Annotated in this window: 20 protein-coding genes and 1 pseudogene; 10 read left to right on the plus strand and 11 right to left on the minus strand. The window is 70.3% G+C overall.

Going from position 1 to position 18,010, the window contains the following annotated elements; translation table 11 throughout:
- Positions 1–115: 115 nt before the first annotated feature.
- Positions 116–721: a TetR/AcrR family transcriptional regulator gene (locus ACW0Q9_RS00640; protein WP_456177600.1), complete on the plus strand. Its 606-nt coding sequence runs from the start codon at positions 116–118 to the stop codon at positions 719–721.
- A gap of 44 nt (positions 722–765) precedes the next feature.
- Here ACW0Q9_RS00640 and ACW0Q9_RS00645 read toward each other — a convergent pair whose 3' ends face one another.
- Both ACW0Q9_RS00645 and ACW0Q9_RS00650 read right to left on the minus strand, forming a co-directional pair.
- Entirely contained in the window at positions 766–1,209 is a 444-nt protein-coding gene (locus ACW0Q9_RS00645; RefSeq protein WP_456177602.1) for an OsmC family protein, read from the minus strand.
- Between the two features lie 133 nt (positions 1,210–1,342).
- Entirely contained in the window at positions 1,343–1,924 is a 582-nt protein-coding gene (locus tag ACW0Q9_RS00650) for a TetR/AcrR family transcriptional regulator (protein ID WP_456177604.1), read from the minus strand.
- 186 nt (positions 1,925–2,110) lie between these two features.
- On the opposite strand from ACW0Q9_RS00650, the gene ACW0Q9_RS00655 reads away from it, so the two are divergent.
- Positions 2,111–2,734, plus strand: a complete 624-nt coding sequence (locus ACW0Q9_RS00655) for a DUF2218 domain-containing protein (RefSeq protein WP_456177606.1) — start codon at positions 2,111–2,113, stop codon at positions 2,732–2,734.
- Positions 2,735–2,921: 187 nt separating this feature from the next.
- Here ACW0Q9_RS00655 and ACW0Q9_RS00660 read toward each other — a convergent pair whose 3' ends face one another.
- The gene (locus ACW0Q9_RS00660; protein ID WP_456177608.1) at positions 2,922–4,343 is read right to left on the minus strand and encodes an MFS transporter; all 1,422 of its coding nucleotides are present in this window, start codon (positions 4,341–4,343) and stop codon (positions 2,922–2,924) included.
- Positions 4,344–4,588: 245 nt separating this feature from the next.
- Here ACW0Q9_RS00660 and ACW0Q9_RS00665 point away from each other — a divergent pair, with 245 nt between their 5' ends.
- Positions 4,589–4,873 (plus strand): heavy-metal-associated domain-containing protein, encoded by a 285-nt coding sequence (locus ACW0Q9_RS00665; protein ID WP_456177610.1) that lies wholly within the window; start codon positions 4,589–4,591, stop codon positions 4,871–4,873.
- A 224-nt stretch (positions 4,874–5,097) separates the two neighbouring features.
- Complete coding sequence (locus ACW0Q9_RS00670) at positions 5,098–5,496, plus strand: hypothetical protein (RefSeq protein ID WP_456177612.1); 399 nt, start codon at positions 5,098–5,100, stop codon at positions 5,494–5,496.
- A 47-nt stretch (positions 5,497–5,543) separates the two neighbouring features.
- On the opposite strand, the gene ACW0Q9_RS00675 is transcribed toward ACW0Q9_RS00670, so the two are convergent.
- Complete coding sequence (locus tag ACW0Q9_RS00675) at positions 5,544–6,239, minus strand: suppressor of fused domain protein (RefSeq protein ID WP_456177614.1); 696 nt, start codon at positions 6,237–6,239, stop codon at positions 5,544–5,546.
- A gap of 130 nt (positions 6,240–6,369) precedes the next feature.
- Complete coding sequence (locus ACW0Q9_RS00680) at positions 6,370–7,032, minus strand: MOSC domain-containing protein (protein ID WP_456177616.1); 663 nt, start codon at positions 7,030–7,032, stop codon at positions 6,370–6,372.
- Positions 7,033–7,169: 137 nt separating this feature from the next.
- Here ACW0Q9_RS00680 and ACW0Q9_RS00685 point away from each other — a divergent pair, with 137 nt between their 5' ends.
- Positions 7,170–7,637, plus strand: coding sequence for an SAM-dependent methyltransferase (locus tag ACW0Q9_RS00685; protein WP_456177618.1), 468 nt, complete (start codon positions 7,170–7,172; stop codon positions 7,635–7,637).
- 21 nt (positions 7,638–7,658) lie between these two features.
- On the opposite strand, the gene ACW0Q9_RS00690 is transcribed toward ACW0Q9_RS00685, so the two are convergent.
- From ACW0Q9_RS00690 to ACW0Q9_RS00700, 3 genes and pseudogenes are all read right to left on the minus strand, one after another.
- A complete protein-coding gene (locus tag ACW0Q9_RS00690; RefSeq protein ID WP_456177620.1) occupies positions 7,659–8,156 on the minus strand; it encodes a YcxB family protein in 498 nt (165 codons plus the stop codon).
- Between the two features lie 117 nt (positions 8,157–8,273).
- Positions 8,274–8,646: pseudogene (locus tag ACW0Q9_RS00695) on the minus strand (VOC family protein).
- A 106-nt stretch (positions 8,647–8,752) separates the two neighbouring features.
- Positions 8,753–9,139: a hypothetical protein gene (locus tag ACW0Q9_RS00700; protein ID WP_456177622.1), complete on the minus strand. Its 387-nt coding sequence runs from the start codon at positions 9,137–9,139 to the stop codon at positions 8,753–8,755.
- 308 nt (positions 9,140–9,447) lie between these two features.
- Between ACW0Q9_RS00700 and ACW0Q9_RS00705 the strand changes: the two genes are divergently transcribed.
- Together ACW0Q9_RS00705 and ACW0Q9_RS00710 are read left to right on the plus strand one after the other, a co-directional pair.
- Positions 9,448–9,819, plus strand: a complete 372-nt coding sequence (locus tag ACW0Q9_RS00705; RefSeq protein ID WP_456177624.1) for a YciI family protein — start codon at positions 9,448–9,450, stop codon at positions 9,817–9,819.
- A gap of 43 nt (positions 9,820–9,862) precedes the next feature.
- A complete protein-coding gene (locus ACW0Q9_RS00710) occupies positions 9,863–11,077 on the plus strand; it encodes an RNA polymerase sigma factor (RefSeq protein ID WP_456177626.1) in 1,215 nt (404 codons plus the stop codon).
- 103 nt (positions 11,078–11,180) lie between these two features.
- Here ACW0Q9_RS00710 and ACW0Q9_RS00715 read toward each other — a convergent pair whose 3' ends face one another.
- Complete coding sequence (locus ACW0Q9_RS00715) at positions 11,181–12,296, minus strand: MerR family transcriptional regulator (RefSeq protein ID WP_456177628.1); 1,116 nt, start codon at positions 12,294–12,296, stop codon at positions 11,181–11,183.
- Positions 12,297–12,423: 127 nt separating this feature from the next.
- On the minus strand, positions 12,424–12,921 hold the full coding sequence (locus ACW0Q9_RS00720) for a DinB family protein (protein ID WP_456177630.1): 498 nt from the start codon (positions 12,919–12,921) through the stop codon (positions 12,424–12,426).
- Between the two features lie 162 nt (positions 12,922–13,083).
- On the opposite strand from ACW0Q9_RS00720, the gene coaD reads away from it, so the two are divergent.
- Positions 13,084–13,608, plus strand: coding sequence for a pantetheine-phosphate adenylyltransferase (gene coaD / locus ACW0Q9_RS00725; protein ID WP_456177632.1), 525 nt, complete (start codon positions 13,084–13,086; stop codon positions 13,606–13,608).
- Positions 13,609–13,790: 182 nt separating this feature from the next.
- Entirely contained in the window at positions 13,791–14,555 is a 765-nt protein-coding gene (locus tag ACW0Q9_RS00730) for an SDR family oxidoreductase (RefSeq protein WP_456177634.1), read from the plus strand.
- Positions 14,556–14,598: 43 nt separating this feature from the next.
- Here the strand turns inward: ACW0Q9_RS00730 and ACW0Q9_RS00735 are convergent, their stop codons facing one another.
- The gene (locus ACW0Q9_RS00735; protein ID WP_456177636.1) at positions 14,599–15,804 is read right to left on the minus strand and encodes an MFS transporter; all 1,206 of its coding nucleotides are present in this window, start codon (positions 15,802–15,804) and stop codon (positions 14,599–14,601) included.
- A gap of 199 nt (positions 15,805–16,003) precedes the next feature.
- On the opposite strand from ACW0Q9_RS00735, the gene ACW0Q9_RS00740 reads away from it, so the two are divergent.
- Positions 16,004–17,839, plus strand: a complete 1,836-nt coding sequence (locus ACW0Q9_RS00740) for an AMP-dependent synthetase/ligase (protein WP_456177638.1) — start codon at positions 16,004–16,006, stop codon at positions 17,837–17,839.
- The last annotated feature ends 171 nt before the right edge of the window (positions 17,840–18,010 follow it).

The following is an 18,010-nucleotide window of genomic DNA, read 5'->3' on the forward strand; positions in this document are numbered from 1 at the left end:
TGTCGGGTTGGTCGACGGCCTGAGCGGACACAGGATGGCCCCCAATTCGTACAGCTGTGTTTGAGTTGTGTCGGGTACACTAACTCGTACAGCACTGTTCGACAAGGGAGACCGGGTGGCGGCAAGGGGGCAGGCAAAGACGCCGGGCAGGCGAGCCGATGCGCAGCGCAGCATCACGGCGATTCTTGAGGCCGCGGTGAAGGCCTTGAGCCGCAACCCGGAGGCCAGCGTCAGCGAGATCGCCAAAGCCGCGGGCGTCGGCAGGGTCACGCTCTACGGTCACTTCCCGAACCGGACCGATCTGGTGGAGGCGGCACTCGCTCGGGCCATCGATGAGGGTCACGGCGCCCTCGACGCGGTCGACCTGAGCGGCGACCCGAGGCAGGCACTCACCCGGCTGATCCATTCCAGCTGGCTGCTGGTGAACCAGTCCCGGTCCCTTCTGCTGGCGGCTCAGGAGGTTCTACCGCCCGGCCGCATCCGTGACCTGCACGCCGGCCCGGTGGAGCGCGTCGAAGGCCTCGTCAAGCGCGGTCAGGACGAGGGGGTGTTCCGCAGCGACCTCTCGACTCCCTGGCTGGTCGGCGTCATGCACAGCGTGATGCACAATGCCGCCGACGAGATCAACGCCGGCCGGCTCGACATCGATGAGGCGCCGGCGTTCATCACCGCGACCGTACTGGCTGCCTTCACTCCCCCGGGCAGCCGCGTTCCCGCCTGAGCGCGGTTAGTTCTTCCCGCCGCTCTGCCCGTCGAAGGGGAACCTCAGTCCTCGGTGGATCCGGCAGGCTCGACGATCGAGACGGGAGTGCCGAGTTCGACGGTACGGGAGACGGTGCAGAGCCGGTCGTGCGACTGCTGCAGCGACCGGGGCAGCGCCTCGCGCGCCTTGTCGCCGTCCGCGCCCGCCGGGAACGTCACGGTGAACTCGACCCGGATGTTCTGCATCCGGTTTCCTCCGGTCTCGTCCCGGACCTTGTCGCCGGTGACGTGGACGGAGAACTGGGTCGGCTCGGCGCGGCGGCTGGTGATGTGGTCCACGTCCACCGCGGTGCAACCGCCGATGGCAGCGAGCAGCAGTTCCACCGGCGTGAAGCTGCCGTCCTCGCCCGTGCCCACCGACATCGATCCGCCGCGGACATTCCGCACGACGTACTTCCCCACGCTGGTGCGCTCGATCTCCACGGAGCGGAAGCTGTCCTCACTCATGACAGGAAACTACCCAGTCCTTCTGGCCCCCGAGCCACCGGCCTGGCCAGCCGATCACTGCTACGAGCAGCGGGCGGGCACCGTGCGGCTCTTTCGCGCAGCGAGTCCATGGATGGGACTACGACAGAGGCGATCACCGGCGATGGGCGGTCAGCCCGGCCAGGGTGACGGCGACCAGGCGCGCGACGGCCTCTGGACGCGCAACGGCACCCGCGGCGGTGAGGGCATGCAGGCAGTAGGTGGCCAGCTCGTCGGTGGCAACGTCGTCGCGGAGGTCGCCGTCTCGCACAGCCTCGGTGATCAGCTCCTGCACGAAGCCGCGTAGGCGTTGCTGGGCGCGGTCGACGTGTTCGCTGCGATGCAGCGGCGCGGCGAGCTCGCCGCGATGGTGACGCGCCGAGTGGTGCTGGATGTGCGCGTAGGCCCGCAGCACAGCCTCCAGGCGCTCGATGGCCGGGGCGGCGGGGTCGTCCGCGGCGGTGAGCTGGTTGAGGTGGGCGGTGATCTGACGTTCGTGCCAGGCGGTCACAACGGCCTGCGCATCCGGGAAGTACTTGTACAGCGTGGCGCGGCCGATGCCGGCCTGCTCGGCGATCTGCGACATCGTCACCGCGACCAGCCCGCGCTCGGCCACCAGTGCGGCCATGGCATCCATGGCGGCATCCCGAACCGCTGCGCGATGGGCGTCGATCGTCTCGGTCCACAGCTTCGGCACAGGCAGATCCTACACGTCGTTCACGGATGCGACAGGTTGCGGTTGACGCAGACAGGTTGTATCGATAATTTGAGGGCGGGCCGTGAGAAGCCTGGTGACCGGCCACCTTTCCGCCTGACGCTCGACGACACCACAAGCGGGCCCGCCGGGGCAGCTCTCCACGGACCACGACCGAGAAGGAACACCGTGCCAGTCCTGCAAGCCCAGATCCAGACCGACAGAGCCACCCGCTACCTCGTCCAGTTCTGCAAGCACGCCGCCGCCATGGGAGGCGGCGTTCACTCTGCCCGCATGCGCTCGCACATGCGCCGAGGTGTGCAGGTGGCCGCGGAGTGGACCGACATCCGCGGAACTGTCACCTTCGACGCGTGGGGCCGGGCCGAGCTCACCGCCGACGGCAACTCCCTCACTGTGCGCATCGAGGCCGCGGACGAGGATCGCGCGACTCAGATCCGCGACATCATCACCCGCGATCTCGAGCGTTTCAGCCGCCGCGACCCTCTTGCCATAGCGTGGCAGCGGCTCGAGTCCACCGATGCGGCTGCCCGTCGAGAGGCCGGCAGCCTGCCATCCGGACAACGGCGGCCCTTCACGCGATCCCGCCTCCAGACCGCTGCCCTCGCACTGGCCGTCGTCCTGGTCGTCGCTCTGCACGTTGGGCTGGCGGGCTCGGTCGTCGCGCAGTCGCGGTCGACCGGCCTGGCCGCGAACGCTGTCGTAGCGCTCATCGCCCTCAAGATCGCGATGATCGCCGTGGCCCGCTTCAAAATCCGTCAGCGCAGGGCCACGAGGCGCCCGGACCACACCTGAGCCCGGAGCGGCCACGCCGGCGCAGGGCGCTCGGGGACCGGTCTGCCGCCGCTGCGAGTCGTCAGCAACCGACCTCTCTCGGCCGAAGACGTCAGGATCGTCGAGCTGACCGCCCGAACGCGCCGGTGGATCAGTCGGGATCAGACTGATCCACCGGCGCCGTACGCCGATTGGTGAGTGGTTCGGGTCAGTTGGCGGGTACTGGCTCGGCGTCCTTGGCGGGCTGTCGCTTCGCCACGCGAAGGGTCAGGCCGGCGGCGAGGGCGCCTGCGGCGGCGATGAAGCCGGCGCCGACGAAGGCGGCGGCGTAGCCGTCGGTGAGGGCGGGCAGGTCGCCGAGCCGGTCGGCGCCGGCGGCGGAGGCGACCGCGGTCATGGCGGCCAGGCCGAGCGCCGAGCCGACCTGGTAGCTGGTGTTGACGATGCCGGAGGCGAGGCCGCCTTCCTCGGGCCTGGCGCTGGAGATCGCGGTACCGAGCGATGGGATGAACGCCAGGGACATGCCCAGTGCCGCGACCAGCGAGGCGGGCAGGACGTCGACGGTGAAGGTGCCGTCGGGGCGGACCAGGGCGAGCCAGCCGAGCCCGACGGCGAGGATCGCGAGGCCGGTGACCACCATGGGCTTCGGGCCGAATCGGGCGATGGCCCGCGGGGCGATGGCGATCATGCCGATCATGATGAGGATCGTCATCGGCAGCAGCGCGGCGCCGCTCGGGAAGGCGCTGTAGCCGAGTACCTGCTGCAGGTAGAGGTTGAGGAAGAACCACATCGGGATCCAGGCCGCCCCGAGGAGCAGTTGGGCGATGTTGGCGGCGGCGAGGTTCGGGGCGCGGAAGATCGACAGGCGCATCAGCGGCTCGCGGCGGGACGCCTGGATGGCGACGAACGCTGCCAGGGCGACGACCGCTCCGGTGAGGACCAGCCAGGTCGGCCCGGAGGCCCAGCCGACCTCGGGGGCGCGGACGATTCCATAGACGGCGGCGCCGAGGCCGAGGGTCACCGTCAGGGCGCCGAGGACGTCCAGGGAGCCGCGACGGGTACCTCCGGCGGGCATCAGGGCCGGGGTGGCCAGCAGCGCGAGAGCCGCGATGGGGACGTTGACGTAGAAGACCCAGGGCCAGCTGATGTACTCGGTGATGACGCCGCCGAGGAAGACGCCGGCGGTGCCACCGGCGGGTGCCGCCGCGCCGTACAGTGCCAGCGCGCGGGTGAGCTCCCTGGGTTCGGCGCCGAAGAGCATCATCAGCAGGGTGAGCGCCGACGGGGCGATCAGCGCGGCGCCGGCTCCCTGTACGGCGCGGGCCGCCAGTTCGACCGCGACGCTGTCGGCCAGGCCGGCGACGGCCGAGCCGATGAGCAGGATGAGCCAGCCGGCGGCGAAAATGCGCCGGGCGCCGAACAGGTCGGACAGCCGGCCGCCGAGCAGCAGCAGGCCGCCGAACGCGACGACGTAGGCGTTGAAGACCCAGGACAGGTTCTCCGGTGAGAAGCGGAGGTCCGCCTGTATGCGTGGTAGTGCGACGCCGATGATCGAGGTGTCCATGATGACCATGAACTGGGCGAGGGCGATGAGTCCCAGGGCCCACCAGCGCTTGGAGGTGGATGACATGACACTGACTCCTTCGGTTACCCCTAGGGGGTATGAGTAGTGGCAAGTTTCTACCCCCTACCCGTATCGATCGTCAAGTCGAGACGGCTACGAACCCCTGTCGGTGCGGCGATGCGCCGACGTGTTGAGAGGAGTACCCCGTCGGGGTATGTTCGGACTGCCGGTCGGCGCATCGCCCGCCAGTCGGCTCGACCGACCCTGCGCGCCCGTTGACGGCAACGTCTGCAAACACCGAGGAGATCCACATGTGCGGCAATGAATCGAGCTGCGGCTGCGGCACCGTCACGATCGACAGCGCCCCCGCGGCCGCGGACACCAGCTCCGGCACCCGGAGCACCTACCAGGTGTCGGGCATGACCTGCGGCGGCTGCGCCAAGAAGGTGACCGGGCAGGTCTCCGCAATCACGGGCGTGACCGACGTCCAGGCTGACGTGGCCGCGGGCACCATCACCGTTCGCAGCGACAACCCTGTGGACACCGCCGAGATCCGCGCCGTGGTGCAGCGGGCCGGCTACCAACTCGTGGACTGACCGACGCGCATCCCGCTCCCCACGGCACGGTGTCGTGCCGTGGGGATGCCGCCCTGCCATAGGTTCCGACGCCCCGCACACTTCGCGGCAGGTCAGTGCGTTTGCCTCACGGCGGCACTGAGCCCGCCCGCCGACGCGGGCTTCCGGAGTCGACGGTGAGCGGGTACGTTGCGCCGATGAGTCGACAGGGTCAGGTCTCGGCCGCCTCATTCGGGGGACGCGTCGTGGTGTCGGCGCAGTTGCTGATGCTGGCGGTGTACCTGCTCGGTAGCTTCGGTGTGCTGCTGGTGGCCGCACTGCACGCCGGCGATTTTCCGGGGTTGTTGGATCCGCGGTTGGAACGGTTGGGCGACCCGAAGGACTCCCTTCCGCCGGCGGGTCCGGACTCGGTGTGGAACCCGCTGGTCTGGGTGTTCGGGATCAGTCGCGTGGTGGCGATGTTCGTCTACCCGCTCGCGTTCGTGACCGTGGTCCTCGGGGTGGCAGCCCTCATCCGCACCTGGCGGACCGGCGACCGGAAAGTGTTCGGCTGGCTCGTCCTCAGCACCGGGTCCTGGTTTGCCCTGGCGGCGCTCGCCGTGACTCCGTACGGCGCGCAACTACACGGCTGGCTGCTCGACTGAGCCCTGAAACCCGCCAGGAAGACGCAGCCAGGCGTGCGACCGAGTCGTCAGGCGTATGACGGCCGGCGCGGATCCAACAATTCGGTGACGCGACCTCGATCGAGCACCGCGATGAGAGCGTCGGTGCCGCGTTCGACCTTGACCGCCATCTCATCCGGGTGCAGAGGGATCAGCGCGAGCAACGCGATTCGGGTGCCGCCGGCGACGTCGATCGTCCGCGCCTCGGGCGCCGCACGCAGCATCGGCGCGACGACGACTCCAGCGAACGGGCAGCCCGGGGCGTACGGCTGCGCCGGATCGCCGTTCGGCACAGAATGCCATTCGCCGATCCAGGTTCCGTACTCGTGCGGCAGTCGGGCAACCTGCTTGAGGATCCGCAGCGGCCACCCCGTCCCGTCGTCAGGCCCGGCGGCCTGAGCCAGCGGCCAATCCGCGGGCAGGCTGAGCATCAGTTCGGCGTAGGGGCTGATGCCGTGGCCCTCCGGGACCGTCATCGGCAGCTCACTCATCCCCGACGTGATCAGCGTCCAGCACGGGCGTTCCTCGGTCGGTGCCACGGCATAGATGTGCACACCGACCAGGTGCGAGACGATCTCGTGGTAGACGAACGCCACGGGCCCGAAGTGTTCCTCGATGTGTCGGTCGATTGCGTCGGTGAATGCCTCCTGCGGGCCTTGCGCCGGTACGAACCCGTCGTGCAACGACTGATGACGGAGAACTCCCGACCCGCGTGACTCGTCCATGACGACGCACCCTAGGCCACGGCACAGCCAAACGGCGACCTGAGGAGGGACGCCCGTCGGCAGGTCCGGAAGCCGAGCCGTCAGACGCGCTCAGGACGTCCGTCATCCATGGTCGACCCCGGATCACGAGCTACCGCCGCCGGGGAAGCCGTTCCGCGAGGGTCTCGCGCAGGTCGTCGGGCAGCCCGTCGATCTCGACGAGCTCGGCCAGCAGCTGCGGCTCGGTCAGGTACGCCCGGAACGCCTGCGCGATCGTCACCCCGTGCGCCGGACGGTCCTCCACGGTCACCGGATCACCGGCCCCCACCTCACCCGGCTCCAGCACACGCAGGTACGCGCCCGGACGGTTCGCCCGGGTGAAGGTCTTCACCCAGCGCGGCTCGCCCATCTTGTGCTGGAACGTGACGCACGGGATGCGGCCGAACGTCGGCTGGAGCACCAGCCGTGGCCCGATGCGCCACCGCTCGCCGATGACCGCGCCGTTGACGTCCACCCCCTCGGTGGTCAGGTTCTCGCCGAAGAGCCCGTTGGCCAGCCGCCGGCTCAGCCGCGCCTGCCACCAGTCGTAGTCCTCCCGCGCGTACGCGTAGACCGCCTGGTCGTCGCCGCCGTGGTGCTCGACGTCGAAGATCTGGTCACCGACCAGGCCGCTGTGCAGCCCGATCGTCTTCGGCCCCGGCGCGCGCACCTGCACCAGGTGATCAACCGGCCGCTTGTTGATGCCTGTGACACCAACGCCCTTGGCCGGGTTGGGCTCCGGCACCGCCAGGTTGACCGAAACAATCCTGCGCACGCCCGGCAACCTAGCCGCTCCGGCCACCGCACGCCGCGCAGTTTCCCGCCATCCGGTGGGGCGTTCACCTGCGCCAGGCGCCCAGGGCCTCGTCGCCCGTCAGCGCCTGGCTGGCGCGGCGTGGTTAGCCTCTAGCCATGCCGAGCTTCGAGATCACCCCGATCGGTACGGTCCGGAACGACCGGACGGACATCCAGCACACGGACAACTGGGGTGCCGTCCGCAGCACGATCACCGTCGACGAGCGCTTCGGCGAAGCGTGCCTCCAGGGTCTGGAGGGCTTCTCCCACGTGGAGGTCCTCTTCATCTTCGACCAGTTCCCGGAGCACGGCGACTACCGCGAACCCCGCCCCTACCGCGGCCGCTCCGACCTGCCGCCCGTGGGCATCTTCGCCGGCCGCGGCCCCCGCAGGCCGAACCGCATCGGGGTGACGTGCTGCGCCATCGAATCCGTCCACGGCCGCGAATTGACGGTGGTGGGCCTCGACGCGGTCTCGGGCACCCCGGTCGTCGACCTGAAGCCGACGATGGCGGAGTTCCTCCCGGTCGACGTCAAGCAGCCGGACTGGGTGAGCCGCATGATGTCGGAGTACTTCCAGCCGTGATGCGGCCGGCGGCGCACGGGTTCACCGAGGCTGGAGCAACCCACGGTCGGCCATGAAGGCTCGCAACGTCTCGGCGTCCTCGGCGGACATCAGGCGGCGTGGGATCACGGTCGCCGGCATCCGGCCGACGTACACGATCCAGAACTCCGCGGTGTCCCTTACCTGGGCGACGCCGTCCCAGGCGATGCCGCCGGACTCCGAACCGCTGCGCATCATGATGTTGTCGTCGGTGATGTCGTAGGCGCCCTCGACGGCGTAGCGACCGGAGCGGCGCCGGGCGCGCCACCGCACCCACGGCGCGTACAGCATCGACAGCAGGCCACCCACGACCATCGCCAGGCACAGCGACGAGACCCGGTCGCCCCAGGGGAACCCCCGCGTGACGGCGAAACCGATCGCCCCGACCGCTGCCAGCACCGCGCCGATATAGCCGTACCTGCGTAGCCGAACACTGCTGAGCGCAGCGGCCACGCGGCCCGGGTAGGTGGGATCGGCTGGGACGTCGAAACGGATGTGCACGTCAGAACGATAGTGCCCCACCAGCTTGCGGACCGCGCCCGGCTCGCGCGGTTCTCCGGGGGCCGCCCGTTGTCGGCGGCAAATCAGTCCAACGCCAGGGCTGTCGTGGGTCGTCGATCAGCCGTTGGGCCGTGACTCGATCGCCTGCAGCGACCACCTGTTGCCGTCGGGATCGCCGAAGTAGACGAAGTTGCCCCAGGGCTGCACGTCGACCTCGCTGGCATCGACGCCGGCGTCGAGCAGTTGCCGGCGCGCCGCCTCGGCGTCGGCGACCACAACCTGGATTTCCTGTGTGCCGGGAGTCTTGTCGGTGATGCCCTGGCCGATCACGATGGAGCAGGCCGAGCCGGGTGGTGTGAGCTGGACGAACCGCAGGCCCTCGTGCACCCGGTGGTCGTGGTCGGCGTTGAAGCCCACCTTCTGGTAGAACGCCTTGGGCCCGGTCGACATCGGTCACCGGAACGGGGATCAGTTCAATCTTCCAGTCCATGGTCCCACCGTAGGGCGTGGTTACGACATTCGGGCTCACCGCACCATCCGCGGCAGATGCACATCCGCTGGCGGGAATGGACGACGACTGCCTCTTCGGCTGGTGGTCAATAGTGAGCGAGGATCTGCGCAACCGGGTGGCCGAGGAGATCAGCTACCGTGGCGATCTCCTCTGTGTCGAGTTCGTACCGCGCTCGGGTCGGGTTCATGGCGCTCACCTCGAAACGGGCGTAACCAATGGGCCAGTCATAGTGCAGGCTGTTCAGCGGTACGACCGCACCGCAGCAGGGCACTGCAACCTCCAGGTGGTCGAAGCTCAGGCTGCCGTTTGCGCTGACCAGGTCGCCGAGCCAGTCGAGACCGATGTCCCGACCACAGCGCGAGCACGTGATCTGGCTGGTGTTCTCGCCGGCGTCGATGAGGGTCGTCCGGTCGTAAAACTTGTATTCCACCTCCTCGACAGCGTCGTCGGGGCCCGAGAACAAGCTCGCCACGTAGGCAACGGCGGCGGCGGCCGCGTCGTGGGCGGGCCGGCCAGTCCGGGTTCGTCGGGATCAGGCGGATGTACGAGTCGCTCACAAGCCGAGCATGCCTGGCGCTGTGCTGAGCATGTCGGGTGCCGTCGGTGCATGATCTGCATGGCGTCCGCGTCAGCCATCGCTCAGAGCCGGTCCGACGGGCGAGAGGCGGATCGGCTGGGTCGCGGCGAGAGATTTCTCCGGGACGTGTCGATCCGCGGGCCGCTCGTTCGACGTGTGGGTGCGAGGGTCGAGAGGCGGCCCCGCCGGATGAGGAGAACGCGATGGCGAAGTACCTGCTGATCATGCGGGGCACCGACGAGTCGAACGCGGCCATGATGGCCGACATCGACGAGATGATGGCCACGACCCACCAGTTCATCGAGGAGATGGTGAAGGCCGGCGTTCTCCTCGCGGCGGAAGGGCTGGACGATCCTGGCCAGGGCGTCGTGGTCGACTTCAGCGGCGAGGCCCCGGTGGTCACGGACGGGCCGTACGGCGAGACCAAGGAACTGTTCGGGGGCTTCTTCCTGCTCGACGTCGCCTCGAAACAGGAGGCGGTCGAGTGGGCCAAGCGGGTCCCGGCGGCCCCCGGGGCCAAGATCGAGGTCCGGCGGGTGCCGGGAAGCGACGAGGTCCCGCAGGCCGCCGAGTGATCGTCCAGGACCGGGCCGGCCGCGAGAGCAGCGGCCGGATCTGATGGGTACGGCCGACGTCGAGGCCGTCTGGCGGATCGAGTCGGCGCGGATCGTCGCCGCGCTGACCCGGTTCACCGGCGATTTCGGGCTGGCCGAGGACGCCGCCCAGGAGGCGGTGGCCGAGGCGCTGGTGTCGTGGCCGCTCGTCTCCCCGGCGAATCCGGCCGGCTGGCTGATGGCCACGGCCCGGCGGCGGGCGATCGACGCGATGCGCCGCCGGACCGCCCTCCAGGACCGATTCGCTCTGCTCGCGGCCGACCCGGCGGTCGACGAAGAGATCGATCCCGACAGGATCGATGACGACGTGCTGGCGCTGATGTTCGTCAGCTGTCACCCGGTGCTCTCCCCCGAGGCCCGGGTGGCGCTGACCCTGCGCGTGGTCGGCGGCCTGTCCAGCGAGGAGATCGCCCGCGCGTTCCTCGTACCTGTGCCGACCGTGCAGGCCCGCATCACCCGGGCCAAGAAGACGATCGCGGCGGCCGGGGTGCCGTTCGAGCTGCCGCCGGCCGCCGAGCGCAGGGAGCGGCTGGGCGCCGTGCTCAGCGTCATCTACGTGATCTTCACCGAGGGGTCGACGGCCACCTCAGGTGATCGGCTGCTGCGCCCCGACGTCGCGTACGAGGCGATCCGGCTGGCCCGCACGCTGGCCGCGCTGCAACCGGCCGAGCCGGAGGTGCACGGCCTGCTCGCGTTGTGCGAGCTGACGGCCGCGCGCTTCCCGGCCCGGACCGGCCCGGACGGCTCGCCGATCCTGCTCGCGGACCAGGACCGGCGGCGGTGGGACATCTCGGCGATCCGCCGTGGGCTGGCCGCGCTGGCCAAGGCATCGACTCGCGGACTCGGCCCCTACGGCCTGCAGGCCGCGATCGCCGCCACCCACGCGTCGGCGCCCTCGGTCGAGGCAACCGACTGGGACCGGATCGTGGTGCTCTACGAGGCACTCGGCCGGGTCGCACCCTCGCCGGTGGTCGAGCTCAACCGGGCCGTCGCCGTTGCGATGGCCTCGGGCCCGGCGCAAGCCCTGGCCATCGTGGACGAGCTGATCGCCTCGGACCGGCTCCCCGGTTCGCATCTGGTCCCGACCGTACGCGGTGAGCTGCTGGCCCGGCTCGGACGGCGACCGGAAGCGCGCGCCGAGCTGGAGCTGGCGGCCCGGCTGTGCGCCAACCAGCGCGAACGTTCCGCGCTGCTGCGCAAGGTGGCCACGCTGAGCTGACTTCTCCGGCTCGGCCAGACGACACGGCCCGGACGCCGTCGGTCAATCGGCCACGTCGGCCGAAATCCCCGGCAGTCGGCCTTCTGGCGGCGTGTGCGGTGGTTCAGGCGACGAGCAGGCGGAGACCGAGCTCTGCCGTGTCGAGGGCGACGAGGTCGCGGTTGCGCTCGGCCCACCGGCCTGAGGCGAGGTCTTCGCGGAGTGCGCTGACTGCCCGTTGCTCAGCCTGCGGTCCGACTCTGGTCCACACCGACACCGCACGGCGCACATGTTCGTCCAGGTACGCCTCGGGCCGGCGCCAGTACGCCTCGAAGAAGCCGTCAGCGCAGTCCCACGGGACGAGCACCGGCTCCGCGCGTCCTCCGATCGCGCGGGTCAGGTCGGCCAGGGACGGCCAGCCGACGAGGAGGTCTGCGAACTCGGGCAGGTAGTCGCGGGTGAGCCAGAACCGCTGACGCCAGCCGGTGTCATCGGCGTCGTACGTGAACACCACCACGCGGCGGGCCACACGCCGCATCTCCCGCAACCCGGCGACCGGGTCCGGCCAGTGGTGGACGGTGCTGACCGCCATCGCGGCGTCGAAGGACTGGTCCTCGAACGGCAGACTCTCCGCGGCGGCGGCCACGCACGGCGCCGCGCCCGCGGGACGCTGCGCCCGCATGACCGCCGACGGTTCCACCGCCGTGACGTCGCGGTCGGGTGGTTCGTAGGAGCCGGTGCCGGCCCCGACGTTCAGCACCGTTCGTGCGTCCCCCAGCGCCTCCCAGATGCGCGCGGCGATCCGTGGCTCGGTGCGCCGCGTCGCTGGGTAGGCGGATCCGATGGCGTCGTACAACTGCGCGCCGAACACTTTGAGCTGCTCCTCCGGTGTCGTCCTGATGCCCATTGCTCGTGCCTCCAGTTCCCTGTCGATGGCCGTCACCATGGCAGCAGCCCGGTCGCGCTGGTCCATCAGCAGGCCGCGCAGCCGGCACAGGTGCGCGACCGCGTCGGTGGCCGGATCGTCAACCAGATCCGCGATCTCCCGCAGTCCGAAGCCGAGCCGGCGGTAGGCGAGGACCTCCCGCAGTCGCTCCACGTCGCCCGCGGAATAGGCCCGGTGCCCAGCCGCAGTCCGCGTGGACGGCTCCAGGAGGCCGATCTCGTCATAGTGATGCAGTGTGCGGACGCTGACGCCGGCCAGCTCCGCCACACGCCCCACGGTCAGGTGCTCCCCCATGCCACCGACTATGTGCCATGACGCCACGTGAGGAGCAAGCGTTTCGCTGCTGACATGACACGGCGCACCGGACGAGCTGGCCGGAAGGTACGGCCCACCCGGAGCGGCGTGAGCGGACGTCCGCGCACTACTCGTTGACGAGCTGCTCTCGAAGAATGTCTGCGTGTCCGCAGTGCTGGGCGAGCTCGCGCAGCACGTGGAGGTACACCCACCGCAGCGGAAGCGGGCCTCGCCGGTGCCCGTGAAGGATGTCGTCCAGACCCAGGGATGACGTCGCACGGCGGGATGCTTCGCAGGCTTCGCGGTGTGCCTGCTGGATGGTGGCGATCGTGTCGTCATCATCGAGGATGAACGACTCGTCCGGCGTCGCAGGGATGCCGATCTCCGCGCGCGACCGGCACGTGACGGCTTCGTCGAACCAGACCTTCTCGACGAAAGTCGCGTGCTTCACCAGACCCAGCAGCGTGGTCCGGGAGGTCACCAACGATCGGCGCACCTGTTCCTCGGTCAGCCCGTCCAGGCAGCCATTGAGCGCGCTGCGGTGCTCGTCGAGGAACGCCTCGAACTGGGCACGGGCCGGCTGTGTGACAACCTGGTCGGCGAAGGTGGGCGGGTAGGAAGGCATGGGCGAAGCATTCCAGACCGTCACCCAGGAGCAAGAGGTCGTGGGCATCGGCCAACAGCCCGACCCTCAGCCAGGCGAGTGCCGGACGTATCCACGACGCTGTGACATATTGCCCACACCCAGGGGCCGCCGAATCCGACAGCCGATACCTACAGTCGGGCCATGAGCACCGACGAAGGCGTGGGGGTCCGGCTCCGCCGTCATGGCGCCGAGCAGATCGCGCGTCCGATGGCACGCACCCCCGGTCGCGTACGTGTGCGAGCCGTCTACCCCGGCAGCTTTGATCCCTTCACTCCCGGTCACTTGAATGTGGTGAACCGGGCACGCGACCTCTTCGACGAAGTGGTCGTGCTCGTCGCGGTCAACAGCAGCAAGCATCCGCGCACCGACGAAGAGCAGCGAGCGGCCGCTGTCCGGGCCATTCTGCCGGCTGAGTGGACCTCCGTCACCGTTGCGGCCTGGAGCGGGTTGACCTCCACCTACTGCCGTCGCCATGACGTAGGAGTGATCGTCCGTGGCGTGCGCAACACCACCGACCTTCGGACCGAGTACGAGCTCGCCGCGATGAACCAGTCGCTGGGTGTCCCCACGGTATTCCTGCCTGCGCAACCCGAACTGGCCGCGGTGTCTTCGACTGCGGCGCGCACGTTGGGAAGCGACCTTCGTTCCCCCAGCCGTAATTCTTGAGACCGCCGGTCACGCGGCTCGATTCCGACCCCCCCGGCACGCACCCTCGCCTAACCTGAAGCTCAGCGTAAGGCGAAGCCGTCCGTCGAGGAGCTCGCCGCCCAGACCGGTCAACTTCGGGCAGTGTTCGTCAGTGTTTCCGTGCGGCGCGCCTCGCACGAGGTCTGAGACAGGAGCCAGACATGCGTGTGGCCGTCGCCGGCGCATCCGGCAACATCGGGTCCCTGACCGTGGAAGCCCTGCGCCGGCACGGCCACGATCCCGTTCCGATCAGCCGGTCGCAGGGCGTCGACCTGGTGGCCGACCAAGGGCTGGACGAGGCGCTGACCGGGGTCGACGTCGTTGTCGACGCGATCAGCGGGCCACCGGCCGACCGCGAGGCCACCGTGGCGTACTTCGGCGCCGCCACGCGGAATCTGCTGAGGGCCGAGCAGGCTGCCGGCGTCCGGCACCACGTCCTGCTCTCCATCGTCGAGGTGCACCGCATCGCGGGAACCGCGCACTACTCCGGCAAACGGGAGCAGGAGCGTCTGGTCTCGGCCGGAGACGTGCCGTGGACCATCGTCCCCGTCACCCAGTTCTTCGACTTCGCCGCGACGGTGGCCACGTGGACGGAACAGGACGGCACCGCCTACCTCGCGCCGCTGCTCGTCCAGCCGATCGCACCGGCCGATGTCGCCGGGGTTCTCGCCGAGGTGGCCGGTGGGCCGCCCCAGGGACGTCACCGTGACGTGGCGGGCCCCGATCGTCACGATCTCGTGGACATGGCGCGCCGGACCCACCGGGCGGTCGGGCGCGAGATGACACTCGTCCCCACGTGGGAGGCGATCCTCGGCCCGGACATGGCGGGCAACGTGTTGCTGCCAGGACCGGATGCCCGCATAGCGCCCACGACCTTCGACGACTGGCTCGCGGAGCGGGAAGCGGAGCGGCCGCGGCCGGAGTAGCGACCGTCGCGCCCGGCGCGGTGGGTGGGCCAGGTGCCGTTCGTCATCCACGGCTCCCCTGCAGTGGAGGGCGGACGGTGGCGACGAACATGGCCAGGGCGACGGCCTGAATGGCGGCCACGGTGATGATCAGAGCGGTGATCGAGTAGTCGTAGAGGGTGCCGGTGAGCAGCCCACCGACCAGGGTCGCCCCGCCCAACCCGGCGGCGAAGATGCCGTAGGCGGTGCCCCGCCGCGCGGCGGGGACGATGTCGGCGATGGCCGCACGCATGGTGGACTCCTGGATGCCGAGCACGGCGCCCCAGGCCAGGACCCCGGCGACCGCGGTCGTCGCGGTGGTGGTGAAGGCGGCCAGCGGGATCAGGGCGGTCAGCACGGGTACGGCGGCCAGGACCCGGAAGCCGGCCCGGTCGTACACCCACCCGGAGGCCAGCGCGGCGAGTGCGTCGACGCCCATGGCGGCGGCGTACACGACCGGGACCACCGCCACGGGTACGACGTGCCGGGTGGCGAGGTGGAAGCTGAGCACGCCGAAGGTGGCGTAGCCGGCCGTAGTCAGCACCGTGAAGGCCTGATAGGTCCAGAAGACGCGAGGCAGCCGGACGCCCGGCGGGGCGGGCGCCGCACCGGGCTGCGGACCCGGTTCGAACCGACGGGGATCGGGCACGCCGGCGCGCAGCCACAACAGCAGGAGCAGCGCCACCACCGCCGGCACGGCCAGGGCGAGGAACGCGGGCCGGTAGTGCTGGGCGGTGGCGGCCAGGACGGCGGCGACCAGCAACGGCCCGGCGACCGCCCCGGCCTGGTCGAGCGCCTCGTGGACGGCGAAGCCCTTGCCACGGCCCACGGCCGAGGCGGCGTGGGAGAGCATGACGTCCCGCGCCGGGCCCCGGATCGCCTTCCCGGCACGTTCGGCGACAAACAGCACCGCGGCGAGCCACAGCGCGCTGGTCAGCCCGAGAGCGGGCACCGCGATCATGGTCAGGGCGTAGCCCACCAGGACCAGCGGCCAGTAGGCCCGGGTCCGGTCGGCGAGCGGTCCGGTGCCCAGCCGGCCGGCCAGGGCGAACGCCTCCCCGACGCCGGTGACCAGGCCGACGAGTGCCGCGGACGCGCCGAGCGTGGCCAGGTAGGGGCCGATGACCGACCGGGCGCCCTCGTACACCACGTCCGACAGCAGGCTGACGACCCCGAACGCGGTCACGAACCGCCACGGCGTCCACCTGACTGCCGGCGCCGCGGTCTTCACCCCCGCAGTCTGGCCCACCGGCACGCGGGCCGGGTGTCGATCAGCGTTTGCCCCGGTACGCCTCGGGCAATCGCCCCCGGAACACCGGCAGGCGGAAATGCATCTGACGAAGATCCATCGCTCGGCCAGGCAGATGACCAGCTCTCCACGAAGCTGGCGACGAGCCGGCCGGAGCGGGACTGCAGGGGGCGTACGGGGCATGCGGGGCAGCGTCGCGGTGAAGCCGGCGGTGACGGGCGGCGAGTCGGCGGGACTCGCCGACGTGGTGTGGGAGAACGCGCGGCGGAAACCGGACACGGTGCAGTTTCTGCGCCCGAACCCGGACGGCCGGTCGTGGCCGGCACCGCGGCTCGACGCCGGCGACGCGGCCGCGGTGACCTGCGGACAGTTCCGCGACGACGTGCTGACGTTGGCGCGAGGACTCATCGCCGCCGGAATCGAGCCGGGGGCCCGGGTGGGGTTGATGAGCCGCACCCGCTACGAGTGGACGCTGGTCGACTACGCGTTGTGGACGATCGGCGCGGTGACCGTCCCGGTCTACGACACGTCCAGCGCCGATCAGCTGGCCTGGATCCTGGCCGACTCCGGTGCGGTGGCGTGCGTGGTGGAGACACCTGATCACGCGGCGATGCTTTCCGGCGTGCGGGACCGGCTGCCGGGGCTGGGGCAGGTGTGGCAGATCGACGCCGGCGACCTCGTTCGGGTCGCGGACCGCGGCCGGACCGTCGACGACGAGCAGGTGTCGGCCCGCCGTGTCGCGGTGGCGGGCGGGGACGTGGCGACGATCGTGTACACCAGCGGGACGACGGGCCGGCCGAAGGGCTGCGTGCTGACGCACCGCAACATCGGCCTGGACGTCGGCAACGCGGTCGCGGCGCTGCCGGACCTGTTCCATGAGCGGTCGTCGACGGTGCTCTTCCTGCCGCTGGCGCACGCGTTCGCCCGGATGATCCAGGTGGGGATGGTGCAGACCCGGGCCACGATGGTGCACAGCGCCAGCATGAGCCGCGTGATGGATCAGCTCCGTCGATACCGGCCCACGTTCGTCCTCGCGGTGCCACGGGTGTTCGAGCGGATGTACAACCGGACGCAGCAGAAGGCCATCGCGAAGCACCAGGGTCGCCTCTTCACCATCGCGGACCGGGTCGCGGTGCGGTACAGCCGGGCCCTCGACCGCCCGTCCGGCCCCGGCCCGCTGCTCCGGGTGGCGCGGCGGGTCTTCGACCTGCTGGTCTATCGGAAGATGCGGGCGGCGCTCGGCGGGCGGTGCCGCGTCGCGATCGTCGGCGGCGCTCCCCTCGGTGAGCGGCTCGGACACTTCTTCCGCGGGGCCGGCCTGACGGCGCTGGAGGGGTACGGGCTGACCGAGACCTCCCCGGCGCTGGCGGCGAACCGGCCGTCGGCGATGCGGATCGGCACGGTCGGCCGGCCGCTACCGGGCGTGGAGTTGGCGATCGCCGACGACGGGGAGGTTCTCGTCCGCGGTGACATCGTGTTCCAGGGCTACTGGAACAACCCGTCCGCCACCCGCGCGGCGTTCACCGACGACGGCTGGTTCCGCACCGGCGACCTCGGCAGTCTCGACGAGGACGGCTATCTGCGGATCACGGGACGTACCAAGGAGATCCTGGTGACCGCGGCCGGCAAGCACATCGTGCCCGCACCGATGGAGGATCGGGTGCGCGCGGAGCCGTTGGTCAGCAACTGCATGCTCGTCGGTGACGCCAAGCCGTACGCCGCCGCTCTGATCACCATCGACCCGCAGGCCTGGCAGCGGTGGCGGACCGCGCACGGTCACCCGGACGCGTCGGTGGCGGACCTGCGCGACGACCCCGCCCTGCGCGGCGAGATCCAAGCGGTGATCGACCGAACGAACAGCGCGGTCTCCAAGGCGGAGGCGATCAAGACCTTCCGCATCCTGCCCGACGACTTCACCGAGGCCAACGGTGAACTCACCCCCACCTTGAAGATCAGGCGGGAAGTCGTGCAGCGGCGCCGCGCCGCCGAGATCGAAGCCCTCTACGCCGGCCACTAGGCCGTGTTTCGTAGTACGTCGACTTGTCGCGCGGTTCCAGCTTGCCGACCAGCTACGCAACGTCCCCGACGGCAGCTTGACCGGTCTCACCTCCACCGTTCCGCCTGGTGGCCTGCGCCTCGGCGCCTGCCGCGAACCGGCCTTCTGATGTTTGTCGGACCCTTCAGGCAC

It is taken from the genome of Micromonospora sp. I033, assembly GCF_053890995.1.